Genomic DNA, 17,733 nt, shown 5'->3' on the forward strand with positions numbered 1-17,733 from the left:
AAACCAGAAGCGCCGCCCCGGCGTCGGGGCGGCGCTTTCCGGTCCTGCTATGCGGTTCGCATCCGCATGATCACTTGCGGTCCAGGCTCAGAGCCCGCGAAGAAACTTGGTGCTGAACACCGGTGCGCGGTCAGGGGTCGAGCCGCCGCCGTTGGAGCGCCAGCCGCCGCCGGTGGAGCCCCAGTCGGACGATCCCCAGTCGGAGGCCCAGCCCGCGTCTCCGCCACCGCCACCGTTGCCGTTCCCATTGCCGTTGCCGGAGTTGTCGCCGGAGTTGTTGCCGTTGCCGTTTCCGTTGCCGTTGCCGGAGTTGTCGCCGGAGTTGTTGCCGTTGCCGTTTCCGTTATTGTTGCCGGAGCCGTCGCCCGAGCCGTTGCCGTTCGCGTTGCCGTTTCCGTTGCCGGAACCATCACCCGAACCATTGCCGTTGGCGTTTCCGTTGCCGTTGCCGGAGTTGTCGCCGGAGTTGTTGCCGTTGCCGTTTCCGTTGTTGTTGCCGGAGTTGTCGCCGGAGTTGTTGCCGTTGCCGTTTCCGTTGTTGTTGCCGGAGCCGTTGCCCGAGTTGTTGCCGTTGCCGTTTCCGTTGTTGTTGCCGGAGCCGTTACCGGAGTTGTTGCCGTTCCCGTTTCCGTTGTTGTTGCCGGAGCCGTTACCGGAGTTGTTGCCGTTGCCGTTTCCGTTGTTGTTGCCGGAGCCGTTACCGGAGTTGTTGCCGTTGCCGTTGCCGTTGTTGTTGCCGTTGTTATTGTTGTTATTCGTGTTGTTGTTGATGGTTGTGTTGTTGCCGCCTCCGCCGCCTGGCCACCATTGTCCGACCCATGAATCGAGAAGCCCTGTCCAGCCGTGGCCCCAGTCGTTGTAGCTCACGACGAGCAGATACTTGTTCTTGTGGTTGCCATTCTGGGTTTTCAGGCAGTCGTAAGCCTCCCACCAGCCCTTGAATTCGCCGGTGGAGCCGACCCGATTGCAGATCTTGGAGCTGCGGAAGTAGCCCACCTTGCGGTCGCCGTGCGGGCCGGCCTCGGTCGAAGCCGCGCCGGCGCGTGCTGAGTGCTGAGCCTGCGGGGCGCTTGCCGCGGCGGGGCCCGAGGCGAATCCGGCACCCGTTGCCAGCCCGATGCCGACCATGAGCAGCTTTCGCGTAAATCGATCCATGTCACACCTTCTCTAGATAAGTTCGGTTACGGCCTGAGCAGACCATCCGTGAGAAGGGCACATGCGCGCTTGCGCCAGCCACGATCGATCGTGAACAAAATGACTTCTGCATATATGCAGGCACGATGCGGGGCGCCGGGCACAGCAGGGCATCAACCAGGCAGCCTCAATGTGCTAGCGGCGACGGGATTGACCGGTTCGGTCGACAGCGCCTCCCGCCCGAGAGGCTTTCCACCTGCGTGTCGCCCCATCGTGGGCGGCCGGAACACTCCCTCTCTTCCCACTTCGATTGACTCCAAAACGGGAAATGTCAGAAAGATCCTGCCCGGTACCGGCATCGCAAGACAAGAGGCCCCTGGGTCGGAATCCGATGTGCGGACGGCGGGAAGCGCCGCCCCGAATCCAGGGCGGCGCTTCGGGCTTGCTCAGCTATGGCTGGCGGATCAACCCATTCGCCAGATGAAGAAGTCGGAGCTGGTCAGGGGCGCGGGCGGCATGCCAGCCCCCGCGGGTGGCGCCTGGATGGGCTGCGCCGGCTGACCGTTGGGCGGCTGCTGAGGCTGGCCGTTGGGCGGCTGCTGCGGCTGACCGGCAGGCTGTTCGGGCTGTCCCGCCGGCTGCTGCGGCTGCTGGGGTTGTTGCGGTTGCTGAGGTTGTTGGGGCTGTTGGGGCTGTTGGGGCTGCTGAGGTTGCTGAGGTTGTTGCGGTTGCTGAGGCTGTTGCGGTTGTTGGGGTTGCTGAGGTTGTTGTGGCTGGTTCGGTTGGTTCGGTTGGTTCGGTTGCTGAGGTTGGTTCGGTTGGTTGGGCTGGTTCGGCCATCCCGGGTTGCCTGGCCACCACTGGCCGACCCACGGGTCATGGAATTGCCCGGGCCAGCCGTGACCCCAATCGTCATAGCTGACGACCAGGGCGAACTTCTTGCGGTAGAAGCCCCACTTGATCTTCACGCAATCGAAGTCGTCCCACCAGCCGCGGGCCTCGCCCTTCGCGCCGACGCGGAAGCAGATCTTGCCGCTGCGGAAAAAGCCCACTGTGCGGTCGCCGCGGGGTTTGGCGACGGCCGTCGTGTCCGCGGGCCGTGTCGTGTTCTGGTCGGCGCCGCCGGCCGCCATGGCCGGGCCCGCCGCGAGGGCGGCGCCCGTGACCAGGCCGATGCCCGTGGTCAGAAACGTCCGCATAAATCGGTCCATCTCGCACCTTCCCTGGATAAGTCCGTCTGGCCGAGCAGATCATCCGAGGGAGGGGCCGCAGGCGGGCTTCGGTCAGCCCACGACCGTTGCGAAAGAACTGACTACCGATGCCACATGGGCACGATCGAGCAGGGCGAACGCGGGAGGTCGCCAACCTGGCGAGCCTCCCGCGCCGGCGGGAAGGGCCGGTGAAACGGTCTCACGCCGCCAGCGAAAGGGGAGCGTCCGGCTGGATCGAGAAGCGGTGAGCCGGCACCAGGTCGGCGACGCCGCGCACCCGTACGAGAGCCGGCGTCGCCGGCCCCGCCAGGTGCCCGGCCCCCGAGTACGCCGCCGGACCCAGCACCAGCTCGCCCGGCCCGGCCACCCCGCACATCCGCTGCGCCAGGTTGACCGCCCGTCCCCAGACCCCGAAACAGGCCGGATCCCACGAACGTGTGACCAATACCTCACCGCACTCGACGCCCACGTGAACGTCGGGATGGCCGGGTCGCACGCCGCGCAGCATCGCGCAGGCCGTCGCCGTCGCCCGCTCGGTCTCGTCGCCGTGCGAGCGGCGCAGGCCGAACACGGCCATGAACCCGTCGCCGAGCACCTGCTGGATCTCGCCGCCGTGCTCGTGCACGCAGGCGACCAGGTCGTCCAGCAGCGGACGCATGATCCGGTAGACCGTCTCCGGTTCGACGCTCTCGACCAGCCGGGTGAAGCCGCAGATGTCGGCGAAGAGCACGGCCACCTGCCGCCGGCGTGGACCGGTTTGCCCGATGTGGTCGATCATGACGGACCTCCCTGTTGGGTTTCCGACAACGAGAGTGACCCCTGCACGCTCCTAAGGGCTCCGGCAAACCCCTAAGATCTGCCGACTCGCGCCCTTACACCGGCCGGGAAAGTCGATGTCCGGATTTGGCCCACGCTGGCATACTCCACGGCGTGCGGCGGAGAAGACTCTCCCCCTTGGTCGGGCGGCATGCTGAGCTCGCCGAGATCAGTGCGGCTTGGGACGACGCCTGCCAGGGCCATGCCGCCGGCTTCTTGATTTCCGGTGAGGCCGGCGTCGGGAAAACACGTCTCGTGCAGGAATGCATCGAGCGGGTGCTCGCGCGCGACGGTCAGGTGCTGGCCGGCTCTTCGTTCCGCATCAGCTCGGGCGGCCTGCCGTACGGCCCGTTCCTCGACGCCCTGCGTCGTCTCCTGCGTGACCGCGCCGCCGGGTCGCTCGCCGAGCTCGCCGGGCCGCGGTTCACCATGTTCGACCAGATGTTCTGGCCCGAGGCCACCGAGGCGCCCGAGTTGCCGGACGGCGACGCCAGCCTGCGCCAGGCCCGCCTGTTCGACGTCTTCCTCGCGCTGCTCGGCCAGCTCGCCGAGCAGGCGCCGGTGCTGCTGGTGATCGAAGACGTGCACTGGGCCGAACAGTCCACGCTCGACCTGCTGAGCTTCCTCACCGTGGCGCTGCGCCGCGAGCGGGTGCTGCTGGTGGTGACCTACCGCGACGACGAGCCGGCCGCCGGCCCCCTGCCCGCCGCGCTGGTCGAGCTGCTGCGCGGCGTCTTCATGACCCACCTACCGCTGGCCCCGTTCGGCGCCGGCGACCTTGGCGTGCTGCTTTCCCAGCTGGCCGGCAATCCGCTACCCACCGCCGTCGTCGACGAGATCGCCGACCGTTCCGGCGGCAACGCTTACTTCGCCGAGGAGCTTTTCGAGGCCAGGGGCATCGGAGACGAGGTGCCGGCACGCGTACGCGATGTGGTTCTGCTCCGGGTCGGCACCTTCTCGGCCGATGCCCAGGCGGCGCTGCAGATCTGCGCGGTGATCGGCCGCCGCATCGGCTACCCGCTGCTCGCCACCGTCGCCGAGCTGCCCGAGAAGCCGCTGCTCGCCGCCCTGCGCGAGCTGGCCGCCAACCGCGTGCTGCAGGCCGACACCGGCAACGCCTACCGCTTCCGGCACGCGCTCGCGCAAGAGGCGGTCTACTCCGATCTGCTCCCCGGCGAGCGTGCCCGCCTGCACGCCCGGGTCGCCGCCGCCCTCGCCGAGCGCCCGCAGCTCGGCGACCGGCCACGCTCGACCGCCACCGCCGTGGTCGCCCATCACTGGGAGGCCACCGGCGACCTGCCCAAGGCCCTCGCTGCCGTGATCGCCGCGGGCCGGGCCGCCGCCGAGGTGCGCGCGTTCCGCGAGGGCCTCACCTACTTCACCCGCGCGCTCGACCTGTGGGACGAGGTCGACGACGCAGCCGACGCCGGCATGACCCGGCCCGACCTGCTCGCGGCCGCGGCCCGCTGTGCCCACGACGCCGGCGAGCACGAGACCGCCGTACGCCTGGTGGAAGACGCCCTCACGGCGACGCCCCGCCACGATGTGGTGGCCCGGGCGCTGCTGTACGAGGCCCTCGGCACCTACATGGATCGCATCGACGGGGCCCGCGCGCTGCGCGCCTTCACCAAGGCCTACCACCTGCTCGCCACCAGCGACGCGCTCGCCGAGCGGGCCCGGGTGACCGCCGCGCTCGCCAACTCGCTGTCGATCCGCGGCCTCTATCCCGACTCGGCGCCGCTGTGGGAAGAGACGCTGTCGCTGGCCCGCCGGGCCGGCCGCAAGCGCGAGGAGGTGCTCGGTCTCAAGACCTCGGGGTGGCATTTCGCCATGCACGGCGAACCCGAGACCGGCGTCGGCCGCATGCGGGAGGCGCTGCGGGTCGCCCGCGACGAGGACGACGTCGAGGGCATCTGTCTCACCTACAACCACCTGAGCCTCGCGCTCGACTTCATCGGCTGGTCGGCCGACGCGGTGGCCACGGCCGAGGAGGCGCTGCGCTGGAGCGTCGACCTGGGCCTGATGTTCCCGCCGATGATCGACATGCTCGACTCGATCGTGCTGGTGCTCTACCGCAACGGCCGCTGGCGGCAGGCGGAAGAGGTCGCCGACCGGCTGCTGGCCAGCCACCACGCGGCCGCGCGCGCCCTGATGACCTTCGTGGTGCTGGGCGAGCTCGGCACCGCGCGCGGCCGGCCGGAAGAGGCTGCCCAGCAGGTCAAGCAGGCGCAGGAACAGCTGAAGAACGACGAAGATCCGCTCGACCACGGCCTGGTGCACGCGGCCGCGGCGGCGTTCGCGATGTGGCAGGAGGACTACGAGACGGCCCGCGCCGAGGTGGAGGCGGGTCTCGAGGTGGTCGGCGCCCACGGCGACGACCAGCAGGCGGTGGCGCTCTGCGTGCTGGGCCTGCGGATCGAGGCCGACGAAGCCGAGCGCCGCCGTGCCCGTGGCCGGGCCGGCGCCTCCGACGAGGTGCTGCGGCACGGGACGGCCTTGCGCGATCGGGCCCGATCGCTGTGGGAGCGCATGGGCACACGGCAGAAGTCGTTCCCCGAGGCCGCGATCGACGCCGCGATGGGCGAGGCCGAGTTCGCCCGGCTGCTCGGCGGCGAGCCGCACCCCGAGGCCTGGGGCGAGGTCGCGGCCGGCTGGGACCGGCTCGCCCGTCCCTACCCGGCGGCGTACGCCCGCTGGCGGGAGGCCGAAGAGCTCGTACGCAAGCGTGACCAGCGCGCCGCCGAGGTGCTCCGCGCGGCCGGCGAGGCCGCCGAACGGCTCGAGGCCCGCGCCCTGCTGCGCGAGATCACCGCGCTGGCCGACCGTGCCCGGCTCGATCTGGGCGCCCCGCCCGACGAGCCAGCCGCCGAGCCCGAGCACCCGTTCCACCTCACCGAGCGCGAGATCCAGGTGCTGGCGCTGCTCAAGGAGGGCCGGCGCAACCGCGAGATCGCCCGCACGCTGTTCATCAGCGAGAGCACCGCGAGCGTCCACGTGTCGAACATCCTGGCCAAGCTGAACGCGGCGAACAGGGTCGAGGCGGCGGCGATAGCGCACCGGCTACACCTGGCCTGAGCGGCCCTTCCAGAAGGCGGAATCCGGGAACCGGGTCTCCTGGCGGTAGTACCAGGCCAGGTCGTCGAGGTAGGCGCGGTATTCGGCGGCCGTGCGGGCGGCGTACGCGTCAATTGCCGAAGGATCGCCCAGCGCGACGGCCTCGGCCGCGGCGATGCCCTCGGACAGCGCGTCGTGCAGACCCCGGGAGGAGAGCGGATCGTGTGCGCAGGCCGCGTCCCCGACGGCGACCCAGCCGGGACCGGCGCATTGCGAAAGAGCGGAGCTTCCGGCCGCCACTGTCCTGATCTTGGGAGGCGGAAAGCCGGAACCGGCGCGGGGACCGGCGTGCGCAGTGGATTCGAGCAGCGACATCCAGCGATCGGGGGAGATGTCCCGCGCCACGGATGCGTCGGTGAACAGCGCCACCACCAGGCGGTCGCCGGGAACCCGGGAGGCGTACCACCAGCCGTCGCGCGCGGCCTCGACGATGCTCGCCGCCTCGGCGGGCGACGGATCGGGAAGCAGCGCGACCATGCCGACCAGCCGGCTGTCCACCCGCCGGGGCACACCGAGCAGCCGGGCCAGCGCGCCGGCCCGCCCGGTGGCGTCGATCAGGAAGTCGGCCTCGAGTCGATCGATCATCCATCCTGGACCATGGCGGCGGACGTCATTGACCCGCCTGGTCAGCGGCGTCCCGGCGGCATCGCGGAGGATGCCGTTGAACGCGGCCCGGTCGAGCTGCCAGGACGGCCCGCGCGGATCGAGCAGCGCGGGCCGGAAAGCCGGCTCGTCCGATCCCCAGCAGGAGAGGAAGCCGCTGCTCCTGAGGTGGCCGCTCGCTTGGAAGGCCGGCCAGACGCCCAGCTTGCGCAGCAGCGGGGTGGCCGCGGCCGGCAGCCCTTCGCCGGGCTCCCACTCGACGGATGGTCGTGGGTCGATCACGACCGGGGAAATGCCGCGGGCGGCTAGCGTGATCGCGGCCGCCGCGCCGGCCGGGCCGCAGCCGAGCACCACCACCCGGTCAGGTTTCACTTCGCCAGTCTGTCGCGAACCAGGCTGCCCCTTCCACGGCGGGGTGGTCGCATATAGACCCAAGGAGAGGAAGTGCGTGCCATGCTCAGCTGCCGATTCGGGGGCAGCTCCGGGTTCCGCCTGGAGTTGGAGGACAACGAGGACCTCGTGGTCGTCCGGTCAGTTCGCCGGGGCGTCCGGCACGATGTCTCTCCGTTGTCGTCTCCCAGCCGCAGCGCTCAGGACCGGCTCACGCCGCTGTTCGGCTTCCCCGAGGCCGGCGTGGGCGTGTACGCGTCCCCGGTCGGCGACGCCCCCAACATCGCCGTCGTGCTCAACGAGGACCCCGAGATCGAGTTCGCGGGCCGTGGCCTGCGCGACCAGTTCGGCGCCCCGGTCGTCTACACCGAGAACGTCTTCGTGAAGTTCCGCGACGACCTGTCGCCCGAGCAGTGCGCGGCGGTGCTGGCCGAGGCCGGGCTGACGATCAAGCGAGCCGTCGGCACCGCGCCCAACGCCTACTTCACCGGCGCGCCGGCCGGCACCGGTCGCGAGGTCTTCCCGCTGGCCGATCGGCTGCTCGACCGCGACGATGTCGACCTGTGCCACCCCGAGCTGGTGCGCGAGGTCAATCGCCGGGCGATGGCGCCGCAGCAGTGGCACCTGGGTCCCGCCGTGATCGACGGGCAGGACGTGGTGGCGCACGCGAACGTGGTGGAGGCCTGGACCGACACGCGCGGCGAGGGCGTCGTCGTCTGCATCATCGACGACGGCATGGACGTGACGCACCCCGAGTTCGCGTCGGCCGGCAAGCTGGTCGCGCCGTACTCGGCGAGCCGGCCGCGCGGTGAGGACCCCCGGCCCGGCGACGGCGACAACCATGGCACCGCCTGCGCGGGCGTCGCCTGCGCGGACGGCGTCGACCAGGCGTCCGGCGTGGCGCCCGCGGCGCGGCTCATGCCGGTGCGGCTGGTGTCGGGGCTGGGCTCGCAGGACGAGGCCGACGCGTTCAAGTGGGCCGTCGACCACGGCGCCGACGTGATCTCGTGCAGCTGGGGCCCGTCCGACGGGGACTGGTGGGACCCGACCGACCCGGTGCACAGTCAGGTGGTGCCGCTGCAGGACAACACCCGGCTGGCGATCGACTACGCGATCGAGCGCGGCCGCGGCGGCAAGGGCTGCGTGATCACCTGGGCGGCCGGTAACGGCGCCGAGAGCGTCGACAACGACGGCTACGCCAGCTACGACAAGGTGATCGCGGTTTCGGCCTGCAACGACCAGGGCCGGCAGAGCCGGTACAGCGACCACGGCCGGGCGATCTGGTGCAGCTTCCCGAGCAGCAACGGCTCCCCGTCGCGCACGCCCGGGATCTGGACCACCGACCGGCGGGGCCGCGAGGGGTACAACATCGGCGACGACTCGGTCGGCGACGCGGCGGGCGACTACACCAACTCGTTCGGCGGCACGTCCAGCGCGTGCCCGGGGGTGGCCGGAGTGGCGGCGCTGATCCTGGCCGCCGATCCCGAGCTGCGCTGGGACGAGGTCCGCGACCTGCTGCGCGAGTCGGCCGACCGCATCGACGACAATCCGAACGAGTACGACGAGAACGGGCACAGCACGCGTTACGGCTACGGCCGGGTGAACGCGGCGGCGGCCGTCCGGCTGGCTCGGAACAAACGCGCCCTAAGCGTTTTCGTGGCGCAGAACTGAGAGATCTCTCAGCCCGCACGGCCCGTACCTTCGACTGAGGTGTGAGACATGAGCCGGATCGCGTACTGCGCCATCCACCCGGCCATCGGTGTGGCCCGGGTGGGCGACAGCCCCGACGAGTACTTCCTCGGTCCCGAGCAGCCCGGCGGTGAGGAGTCGCCCGCGTCCTACAAGGACAAGAACGGGCGGGTGAAGCGCCAGGCGGTGCGGTTCCGCATTTTCGCGTACGACGACCGCGACGTCCTCATCAAGGAGCTGACCGCCGACGATGCCACGATCGAGTGGGCCGTGCACCTGGTCAACCGCAAAGGCGCCGCCGGCCGTTTCACCGGTGGCGGCCCGCGCAACGCCGCCGTCACCGATCGCGACTCGCTGGTCATCGATCCCGGCCCGCGAACGGTCACCGGCCGCGAGGCGCGCAGCGACCCCTTCGACACCGGAACCTTCCTCGGCGAGCGGGTGCCGCTGGGCGAGCTGCGCACCGACGACGAGGGCCGGCTGATCGTGCTCGGCGGCCCCGGCCACTCCGCCTCGGTCCCGGAAGATCAAGACCTGCCCAGCTTCGCCGACAACGAGGGCTGGCACGACGACACCTCGGACGGCCCGGTCACCGCTTCCGTTCACGTGGAAGGCGCGGAGATCGGGGTCCGGCTCGCGTGGGTGGTCGTCGCGCCGCCCGACTTCGCGCCCGGGATCGGCAACATGGTCACCCTCTACGACGTGGCCGAGAACGCCGCCGTCGAGCGCGGCCTGCTGCCCGAGCGCAAGGAGGTCTCGTTCGAGCGCGACATCGTCCCGGTGCTGGCCCGCGCCATGGGATACCAGTGGGTCAACCAGTCCGCGACCCGCGGCCACCGCCGCGCCGTCGACATGGGCAAGGGCACCGAGCGGGTCGGCGACTTCTTCGAGCCCGACCACCTGGCCCTGCTCCGCGATCCGGGCGAGCGCGGCGCGAAGGCGCGGCGCCGGGTCTTCGCGGTGATCCGCCAGCCGCACGACGAGGCGGACGAAGCGACCCGGAAGAAGCAGGCCACGCCGGCCTTCATGCCGCAGTTGTCCGGCGACGACGGCAGCGCCACCCCCGGCAAGCCGGGCACCTGGTTCACGGTCACCCCACTGCAGTACCGCCGCCTCGCCCAGTGGGCCGACGGCCAGTTCACCGCCGGCGCTCCCGACGAGACGGCGACCGAGCCCGAGGCGCTCGACCGGGCCGCCCTGGAGGCGTGCACCGGCGGCCCGTTCTTCCCCGGCATCGAGATGAGCCGTCTCGCCCGGGAGGCCGACCGGTACGTGGCGCCGTTCCGCTTCCGGCCCGAGGGGCCCGGCCAGGAACCGGGCTGCATGACCGCGAACATGGCCGTGCCGTGGCAGGCCGACTTCACCGACTGCCGGCACTTCTGGTGGCCGGCGCAACGCCCGGACGACGTGATCGTCGACCAGGACTACGAGGCCGTGGTCGAGGTGCTGTTCCCCGAGGGGAACTCGCCGCGCCGGCCGATCAACACGACCGCGTTCCCGCGCTGGCGCTGGGACCGCGGCATCGGCGACGCGCCACCCACCACGCTGGGCGAGGGGCGACGGTTCGACAGGAGGCACCGCGAGATGGTCAACGAGTGGTCCCAGCTCGGCTTCGTCACGCCGGCCGGGAACGACACCGGGGTGTTCGTGGAGACCGAGCGGGCGCCCTACGCCGGCCTGCGGCACCGTGACTACTTCCACATCATGCTGAATCTGCACCAGTACCCGGACTTCCTGCCGACGGCCTGGCGGCTGGCCCGCGAGTTCATCGACACGGCGGCGGCCTACCAGCACGACCCGCTGCTTGACACCGAGCTCAAGCCGTTCCCGTACGAGGAGCGGGCCTTCGACGCCCGGCTGGACAGCATCTATCAAGACCTGGTCGACCGGGTCGCGGCCTACGACCCGGCCAAGGACCGGTCGTTCCGCACCCACGCCGACGCGGTCGACCGGGTGCGGCAGTCCGGGCCGCTCAACCAGACCGACGGCGTGTGGCTGCGCAACATCGCCACGATCGGGCCGATCGACGACCTCACCGGTTTCCTCACCCAGATCTGGGTGGACGAGGTGGGCGCCGGCAACCCGGCGCAGAACCACGCGAACATCTTCACGCAGACGCTCTCCAGCGTCGGGATCAACACTGCGCCGATCACGAGCAAGGAGTACGCGCACGACACCACCCTGCTCGAGTCGTCGTTCACGCTGCCCCTGTTCCAGCTGGTCGTCTCGCAGTTCACCGACCAGTTCCTGCCCGAGCTGCTGGGCATGACCATGATGTTCGAGTGGGAGTCGGTGGAGCTGGACACCACGGCCCGTCTCCTCGAGCACTTCGACATCGACGCGACGTACTACCGCCTGCACGTGGCGATCGACAACGCCGACGTGGGGCACGGCGCGATCGCCAAGCGCGCGGTGAAGCGGTACCTGTCGCGGTTCGCCGACGAGGACGTACGCCAGCAGCAGTGGCAGCGCATCTGGAACGGTTACGTGGCGTTCCGGATCACCGGCACGCTCGGCCAGGACCTGATCGACAAGCTGCTCGAGCCGTCCCGGGCCCGCACCCGCATCCTCGAGATGATCGAGAACAAGAAGCGGTACGGCGCGCTCAACCATGGCGGCGCCGGCGCCGGGATGACCAACAACCTCTTCGATGAACCGTCGCGGCTGCTGGAAACGCTCCAGCACAGCGGCCAGGTGATTCCCGGCAACCCCAACGACAGCCCGTTCATGCAGCAGATGGCGTTCGGCGGCCGGATGTACAAGGTCTTCACCGACGAGGAGCAGCAGGACTGGGCCGACTGGATCCGTAGCCTGGCCGAGCCGGCGGCCGCCGACCGCGCCGCGCCCAGCCCGTTCGCCGCCGCGGCGAAGCCGACCGGCCCGGGCGAGCAGCCGGCCGAGCCGGTCGGGGACGTGCCGCACCTGCTCTACTCGTCATCGGCCGAGGAGGTCAGCAAACACCCCCGCCGCACCCTGCTGGGCCACGGCGCGGCGCACTGAGGGCCTGCGTGAGCACCGCGATCGCCTGGGCCACCGCCGCGCGGGCGGCCGGCTCGAGCACGATCTGGCTCGGTGGTCATGCCGCCACGGTCACACCACCGCGGGCGCTGAGCATCGGCCGGTCGACTCGGTCTCGTGCGAGGCTTTGACCATGCGGATCGCATCGCTTCACACGTACCCGGTCAAGGGTTGTCACCGGATCGACCACGACGTGGCGCGAGTGGAGCCGTGGGGTCTCGTCGGCGATCGCCGATGGGCGATGGTCGACGCCGACGGCGTCGCATTCACCCAGCGTGACAACCCGCTGCTCACCCAGCTGCGGGTGACGCCGCGCCCGGGCGGCCTCCTGCTCTCCGCGCCGGGCCTGCCCGACCTGTCGATCGACGAGCCGGTGGACGGCGCCAAGGAGTTCGTCCGGGTGTTCCGCAGCCACCTGCCCACCCCCGCCCGGATCGCGGAGAGCGAGTGGACCAGCGCGTTCCTGGGGCGGCCGGCGCGGCTGGTGTGGCAGGCGGACGCCGGGTCCCGCGCGATCGGCGGCGTCGACGAGGTGGGTGAGCCGGTTAGCTTCGCCGATGGATGGCCGTTGCTGCTGGCCAACGAGGCGTCGCTGGACGCGCTCAACGGCTGGCTGCCGGAGGAGATCCCGATGACCCGGTTCCGGCCGAATCTCGTCGTGGAAGGCGCCGCGCCCTGGGCCGAGGACGAGTGGTCGTTGAACGAGGCCCGGCTGCAGATCGGTGACGTGGTGTTGCGGGCCGGGCCGGGCTGCCCACGCTGCGTGGTCACCACGATCGACCAGGAGAGCGGGGAGAAGGGCAAGGAGCCGCTGCGCACGCTGGGCAAGTTCCGGCGCGTGGGCCAGGGGTTGCTCTTCGCGATCAACGTGGCGCCGCTGGCGCTGGGTTCACGCGCGGTGGGTTCACGCGCGGTGGGTTCACGCGCGGTGGGTTCACTCGCGGTGGGTGACGAGATTCGGTTGATCGGGTGAACCGGGCCGCATGTGCCTTAGGTCTGTCTTAGGAAGGTTGCCCGGGACGGCCGCGCCGCGAAGGATCCCTCAGCGTGACCGGATCTCGTCTGCTCTCGCCCCGCTGGCTCGCCGCCGGCGGCGCCGTGATTCTCGCCGCGGTGATCGGCGTGGCGCTGCTGCTGACGAACTCCGGCTCGGCCTGCGCGGCGCCCCCGTCCACGTCGGCCAAATCGGGCAAGGCGACCTTCTACGACCTCGGCGGCGGCACCGGCAACTGCTCGTTCCCGTCCGCTCCCGCCGATGATCTGTTCGTGGCGCTCGGCCCCGAGCAGTACTCGGCGGGCGCGGCCTGCGGCACGTACCTCGATGTCACCGGGCCCAAGGGCAAGGTGCGGGTCAAGGTCATCGACTCGTGCCCCGAATGCCCGGCCGGCCATCTCGACCTGAGCCGCACCGCGTTCAAGAAGATCGGCGCGGAGGTCGCCGGGATCATCCCGATCACGTACAAGACCGTCACGGGCGTCGGCGCCGGGCCGATCAGCGTGCGGGTCAAGGAGGGCTCGTCGCAGTACTGGCTCGCCGTGCTGATCGACAACCACGGCAACCGACTGAAGTCCGTGACCGTGAACGGCAAGTCCACCCACCGCGAGAGCTACAACTACTGGGTTGTAGACGGCGGCGCGGGCAACGGTCCCTTCAAAGTCAAGGTCACTGACGCGTACGGCCACAGCACGGTCGCCAGTGGTGTGAAACTGTCGCCCGGCGCCACGCAGAAGACCTCCGCTCGCCTGGCCGGCGGTGGCGTCAGCAGCACCAAGTCGTCGCCGTCGCCCGCCAAGAAGAAGGCGAGCCCGTCGTCCTCGCCGTCCGCCGCCGCCCCGGCCGCGTCATCGGCCGCTCCCGCGCTCGAGTCGACCGAGGTCGCCGCGCCGACGACGGAGGTCGAGGTGCCGCCCGCCGAGCAAGGGGTCGACCTCGCCGCCGGCGCCGCCCAGTCCTGCGGCTGACCGCTTCTTCCTGACTTCCGCGCCCCACCTCCCCGCCGCGCACCGGGCCCCACCCGGCTGCGCGCGGACCGCCGGCCGCCGGCGGCGACGCCGTCACCCCCAGGGCGTCGCCGACCCGGCGGCCGCCGGTTTCACGGGCGTAGATCGAGCCACATGTATGTCTCGTCCCGGTCGTCGCCCGGCCCGACCCGCAGGGCCCCCGGGAGCCGCCCCACCTCGCGGTAGCCGAGCCTGGTGTAGAAGCCCTCGATCCCCGCGCCGCCCCGCACGGTCACCTGCAGCGCCGCCAGCCCCATCTCGCGGCCGAGCGCCTTGGCCTCCCGCATGAGCGCCACCCCGTAACCCTTGCCCTGGGCTTTCGGCGTCACCATGACCCGCTTGAGCACCCGCCAGTGGTCCTTGAGCGCGAACCGGTTGTCCACGACGAACAGCAGCGCGACGACCTCCGCACCGTCAAGGCCGACGATCAACCGGTCGACGCCCTCGGTCACGCCCGCGAACGCCGCCTCGGCCACCGGCCGCACCTCACCGGCGGTGACCGGGGCGACGAACCCCACCGCCCCGCCGGCGTTGGTGACCTCCACCCAGAGCGCCACGATCCGCCCGCGCAGGTCATCGGTCAGGTCGGGATCCAGCACGAACTCCACAGACATGCGGCCCATCCTGCCTCGGCTCCCCGGCCGGTGAGCGGCCGGGGATATCGTGCCCGGGTGCCCCTGGTCGATGCGGTGACCAGCCTGGACTGGGCCGTGACCGACCGCCGCCTGCTGCTGCTCGACAACTACCGCATCGACCCGCAGCGCTTCCGGCTGCACTTCGCCGTTCCGCGCCCGGCGATCCGGGCCGCCCGCCGCCGAAGCAGGCTGTTCCTCGAGATGGGCCGGGTGGAGCTGACCTTCGTCGACGGCTCGATGGCCGCCCTCGTCGTGGCGGTTCTCGACGTCACCGCCGCCACCGGCTTCGTCCGCGTGCTCAGCTCGCGCTGATCCGGCTCGCGGCCTTCTGGAACGCCTCGTTCTCCTGCTGGATCGCCCGGGCGATCAGGCCGCCGAAGAACGCGGCGAACAGCCCGGCGCCACGGCCGGTGACCGCGATGGACACGGTGTTGCGGGTGCGGTCGCCGTCGGGCGCCAGCAGATGGCGGCCGATCATGCGCAGGCCCATCCGCCTGGTCTCCCAGGTGAACTCGGTGGTCGGCGACAGGCGCGTCACGGTCCACACCGCGGCGGTCTGGCCCGGCTGCTTGACCCGCGCCGAGCTGCCGACCCGCAGCTCCCCGGGCTGGAGGAGCGTGACCCTCTGCACGGTCGGCATGAAGGACGGCCAGTTCGCGACGTCGGTGGTGAGGCGCCAGACGACCGACGCCGGCGCGTTGATGACGGTGCTGTGCTCTCGATACATACGGTGACTGTACCATCTGGTACATGCCCATCGAACCCCGCGAGGCCCTGCTCGCCAAGGTCATGGCGACCGCGGCGAAGGACGGCCTGGCCGACCGCAGCCTCCGCGAGATCGCCGCGAGCGCCGGCACCAGCCACCGCATGCTGATCTACCACTTCGGCTCGCGCGAGGGCCTGCTCGCGGCGATCGTCGAGGCGATGGAGGCCCAGCAGCGCGCCGCGATGACGGCGATGACCGGCGAGACCCCGGCCGAGGTCATGACCGCCCTGTGGGAGCAGGTCTCGAGCCCGGAACTGCGCCCCTTCGTGCGGCTGTTCTTCGAAGTGTTCGCCCTGGCCACCCGGTCCTCGTTCGCGCTGCCCGACGGCCTCACCGCGCCCTGGCTGACCGACGGTGCCGCGGTGGCCGGCCGCCTGGGTGCGGAGCCCGACCGGGCCGCCTTGCGCCTGGGCGTCGCGGTCTCCCGTGGCCTGCTGCTGGACCTGCTGGCGGGCGCTCCTCAGGAGGAGGTCGATGAGGCGTACGCGTTGTTCGTGCGCCTCTATGCGGCCTGATCGCGAATGAGCAGGGCCGGCAGCAGCGCCGCGGCCGTGATGCCGAGCGCCCACCCGAAGCTCTGTGCGAACGCCGTAGCCGGCACGGCCCGGCGCAGCAGGGACTGCAGGACGACAACTTCGAGCGCGGCCTGCGCTGGCTCCTGGACGGCTTCGCCCGGGAGCTGACCCAGGGTCTGTCCTGGTCCGCTAGACCTGGCGGAAGTCGATGCCGAGCAGGCTGGCCGCCGCTTGGTAGTCGGCGGCCCGATGGTCGAGGGACAGCGACCAGTGGTGCCCCACGCCGGAGGCGCTCCAGTCGTCGACCCATTCGCCGGGGTCGCGGCCGAAGTCGACGCGGCTGGTGGTGTTGCCGATGGCCAGCAGCGGGCCGTCCACGACCGTTCCCTCGGCCGCGATGAACGACAGCGCGCCGTCGCGGTCCTGGCCGAGGCCGAGCAGGGTGACCGGGCCGTGCCGCACGTCGAACTCGACGCTGACGCCCCAGCCCCGCTTGCCGTGGTAGACGCCGAGGCCGCGCAGCAGTGGCCGCTTCGCGCTGACCGCGAGGTGGGCCGGGCCGTCGTGGCCCATCTCGACCACGTTGTCGGTGAAGTTCAGCGCCTGGATCTCGCAGAACGAGCCGCCCGCGCCGGCCACCTGGGTGGCGAGCTGGGCGACCGTGGTGCGCAGCTCGTACTCGCCGGTCGCCGGGATGCCCCGGGCGGTGAGCAGCGACGCGCCCAGGATCATGCCGGCGCCGAGCCGCTCGTGCTGCTCGCCGTTGAGCCCCCGGTGGTAGTAGGCGAGGCTGTCCAGGTCGAAGTCGTCGGCCAGCCGGTCGAGACCGACCGAGACCCGGGCGCCCCAGGCGAAGTCCTCGTCGTTGACCGAGTCGTCGAGCACGAAGATCTTGCGGGCCAGGTCCATCCGGTCGGCGACCTCGGCGTCGGTGACCGTCAGGACCCGTTCCCGCAGGTCGTCGAACTCGAGCACCTCGACGTGCGAGCCGAACGTGGTGGGCAGCAGCGTGAGGTCGGTGGAGACGTCGAGCATGCCCGGATAGAGGTGACCCATCAGCCCGTGCCGGGCGTTGCGCAGCACGGCCCGCACCCGCGCCGCCTGGATCCAGCGGCCGATCCGCTGCCACGCCGATTCCTGCCGCAGCCAGCCGGTCACCGACCGGAACGGGATGCCGGCCCGGCGGAACAGGTTGCCCACCTCGGGCACGGGACACTGCCCGCAGTAGGCCAGCCACGCCCCGGTGTCGAAGCTCGCGTGGTCCATCTTCTCGGTCGGCTGCAGGTCGATGACCAGCACCGGTGTGTTCGCCCGCTGCGCGATCGGCAGGATCATCGACGAGGTCAGATAGGTCGTCAGGAACAGGACGATCAGGTCGCAGTCGGCTTGCCGCAACCGCTCGGCCGCGACCGCGCCCTCCTGCGCGTCCGAGATGAACCCGACATCGGTCACCTCGGCATCCATCTCGGCGAACCGCTCCGACACGTAGCGGGCCGATTCCTCCAGCTGCGGCAGCAGATGCGGGAACTGGGGCCAGTAGGTGCCGAGCCCGCCGGCGACCAGCCCGATCCGGACCTTGCGGCGCTGCTTGGGGATGAGTGTCACGACGCCTCCGAAACCTCTTGGTAACGAAGTGATTTAACACCACCGGCCGTAGATATCACCAGGCTTCTACCGTCCGATTTGCTGCGGTAACTGAGCTTGGATGGCGATTCTGGCAAGGGAGTATCCGATCCTTGACAGGCCGATCCTGCGATCATACGCTCCCGCTAACAAGATTTTCCGTAGTTTTAACAGTAGCCATCACATTGGCACCAGCACATAGCTGACGGGATGAGGGA

The 17,733-nt window shown here is 70.7% G+C and carries 14 protein-coding genes; 7 read left to right on the top strand and 7 right to left on the bottom strand.

Translation table 11 applies throughout. From position 1 onward, the window contains the following. Window positions 1-87 precede the first annotated feature (87 nt). The 3 genes from ACIA5D_RS12650 to ACIA5D_RS12660 form a co-directional block, all read right to left on the bottom strand. On the bottom strand, window positions 88-1,155 hold the full coding sequence (locus ACIA5D_RS12650; RefSeq protein WP_396030002.1) for a hypothetical protein: 1,068 nt from the start codon (window positions 1,153-1,155) through the stop codon (window positions 88-90). 443 nt (window positions 1,156-1,598) lie between these two features. Further along, the gene (locus tag ACIA5D_RS12655) at window positions 1,599-2,333 is read right to left on the bottom strand and encodes a hypothetical protein (protein WP_396030003.1); all 735 of its coding nucleotides are present in this window, start codon (window positions 2,331-2,333) and stop codon (window positions 1,599-1,601) included. Between the two features lie 211 nt (window positions 2,334-2,544). Beyond that, on the bottom strand, window positions 2,545-3,123 hold the full coding sequence (locus ACIA5D_RS12660; RefSeq protein ID WP_396030004.1) for an adenylate/guanylate cyclase domain-containing protein: 579 nt from the start codon (window positions 3,121-3,123) through the stop codon (window positions 2,545-2,547). Window positions 3,124-3,275: 152 nt separating this feature from the next. On the opposite strand from ACIA5D_RS12660, the gene ACIA5D_RS12665 reads away from it, so the two are divergent. Next, complete coding sequence (locus ACIA5D_RS12665) at window positions 3,276-6,236, top strand: AAA family ATPase (protein WP_396030005.1); 2,961 nt, start codon at window positions 3,276-3,278, stop codon at window positions 6,234-6,236. On the opposite strand, the gene ACIA5D_RS12670 is transcribed toward ACIA5D_RS12665, so the two are convergent. Beyond that, window positions 6,222-7,250 carry a tryptophan 7-halogenase gene (locus ACIA5D_RS12670; protein ID WP_396030006.1) on the bottom strand — a complete coding sequence of 343 codons (1,029 nt, stop codon included), beginning with the start codon at window positions 7,248-7,250 and terminating at the stop codon, window positions 6,222-6,224. The genes ACIA5D_RS12665 and ACIA5D_RS12670 overlap by 15 nt on opposite strands. A gap of 81 nt (window positions 7,251-7,331) precedes the next feature. On the opposite strand from ACIA5D_RS12670, the gene ACIA5D_RS12675 reads away from it, so the two are divergent. The 4 genes from ACIA5D_RS12675 (at window position 7,332) to ACIA5D_RS12690 (ending at window position 13,937) form a co-directional block, all read left to right on the top strand. Continuing rightward, entirely contained in the window at window positions 7,332-8,939 is a 1,608-nt protein-coding gene (locus tag ACIA5D_RS12675) for a S8 family peptidase (RefSeq protein ID WP_396030351.1), read from the top strand. 48 nt (window positions 8,940-8,987) lie between these two features. After that, entirely contained in the window at window positions 8,988-11,957 is a 2,970-nt protein-coding gene (locus ACIA5D_RS12680) for a LodA/GoxA family CTQ-dependent oxidase (protein ID WP_396030007.1), read from the top strand. A 151-nt stretch (window positions 11,958-12,108) separates the two neighbouring features. After that, window positions 12,109-12,948, top strand: coding sequence for an MOSC domain-containing protein (locus tag ACIA5D_RS12685; RefSeq protein WP_396030008.1), 840 nt, complete (start codon window positions 12,109-12,111; stop codon window positions 12,946-12,948). 74 nt (window positions 12,949-13,022) lie between these two features. Then, window positions 13,023-13,937, top strand: coding sequence for an expansin EXLX1 family cellulose-binding protein (locus ACIA5D_RS12690; RefSeq protein WP_396030009.1), 915 nt, complete (start codon window positions 13,023-13,025; stop codon window positions 13,935-13,937). 131 nt (window positions 13,938-14,068) lie between these two features. On the opposite strand, the gene ACIA5D_RS12695 is transcribed toward ACIA5D_RS12690, so the two are convergent. Further along, window positions 14,069-14,590, bottom strand: coding sequence for a GNAT family N-acetyltransferase (locus ACIA5D_RS12695; protein ID WP_396030010.1), 522 nt, complete (start codon window positions 14,588-14,590; stop codon window positions 14,069-14,071). Between the two features lie 57 nt (window positions 14,591-14,647). Between ACIA5D_RS12695 and ACIA5D_RS12700 the strand changes: the two genes are divergently transcribed. Continuing rightward, window positions 14,648-14,923 carry a hypothetical protein gene (locus ACIA5D_RS12700; protein ID WP_396030011.1) on the top strand — a complete coding sequence of 92 codons (276 nt, stop codon included), beginning with the start codon at window positions 14,648-14,650 and terminating at the stop codon, window positions 14,921-14,923. On the opposite strand, the gene ACIA5D_RS12705 is transcribed toward ACIA5D_RS12700, so the two are convergent. Continuing rightward, window positions 14,910-15,338 carry an SRPBCC family protein gene (locus ACIA5D_RS12705; RefSeq protein ID WP_396030012.1) on the bottom strand — a complete coding sequence of 143 codons (429 nt, stop codon included), beginning with the start codon at window positions 15,336-15,338 and terminating at the stop codon, window positions 14,910-14,912. The genes ACIA5D_RS12700 and ACIA5D_RS12705 overlap by 14 nt on opposite strands. Window positions 15,339-15,361: 23 nt before the next feature. On the opposite strand from ACIA5D_RS12705, the gene ACIA5D_RS12710 reads away from it, so the two are divergent. Continuing rightward, entirely contained in the window at window positions 15,362-15,892 is a 531-nt protein-coding gene (locus tag ACIA5D_RS12710) for a TetR/AcrR family transcriptional regulator (RefSeq protein ID WP_396030013.1), read from the top strand. Window positions 15,893-16,081: 189 nt separating this feature from the next. Here the strand turns inward: ACIA5D_RS12710 and ACIA5D_RS12715 are convergent, their stop codons facing one another. Beyond that, on the bottom strand, window positions 16,082-17,497 hold the full coding sequence (locus tag ACIA5D_RS12715) for an arabinose isomerase (RefSeq protein WP_396030014.1): 1,416 nt from the start codon (window positions 17,495-17,497) through the stop codon (window positions 16,082-16,084). Between the last annotated feature and the right edge of the window lie 236 nt (window positions 17,498-17,733).

Origin of the sequence: Actinoplanes sp. NPDC051513 (assembly GCF_044454685.1) — a bacterium.
Classification (GTDB): Bacteria; Actinomycetota; Actinomycetes; order Mycobacteriales; family Micromonosporaceae; genus Actinoplanes.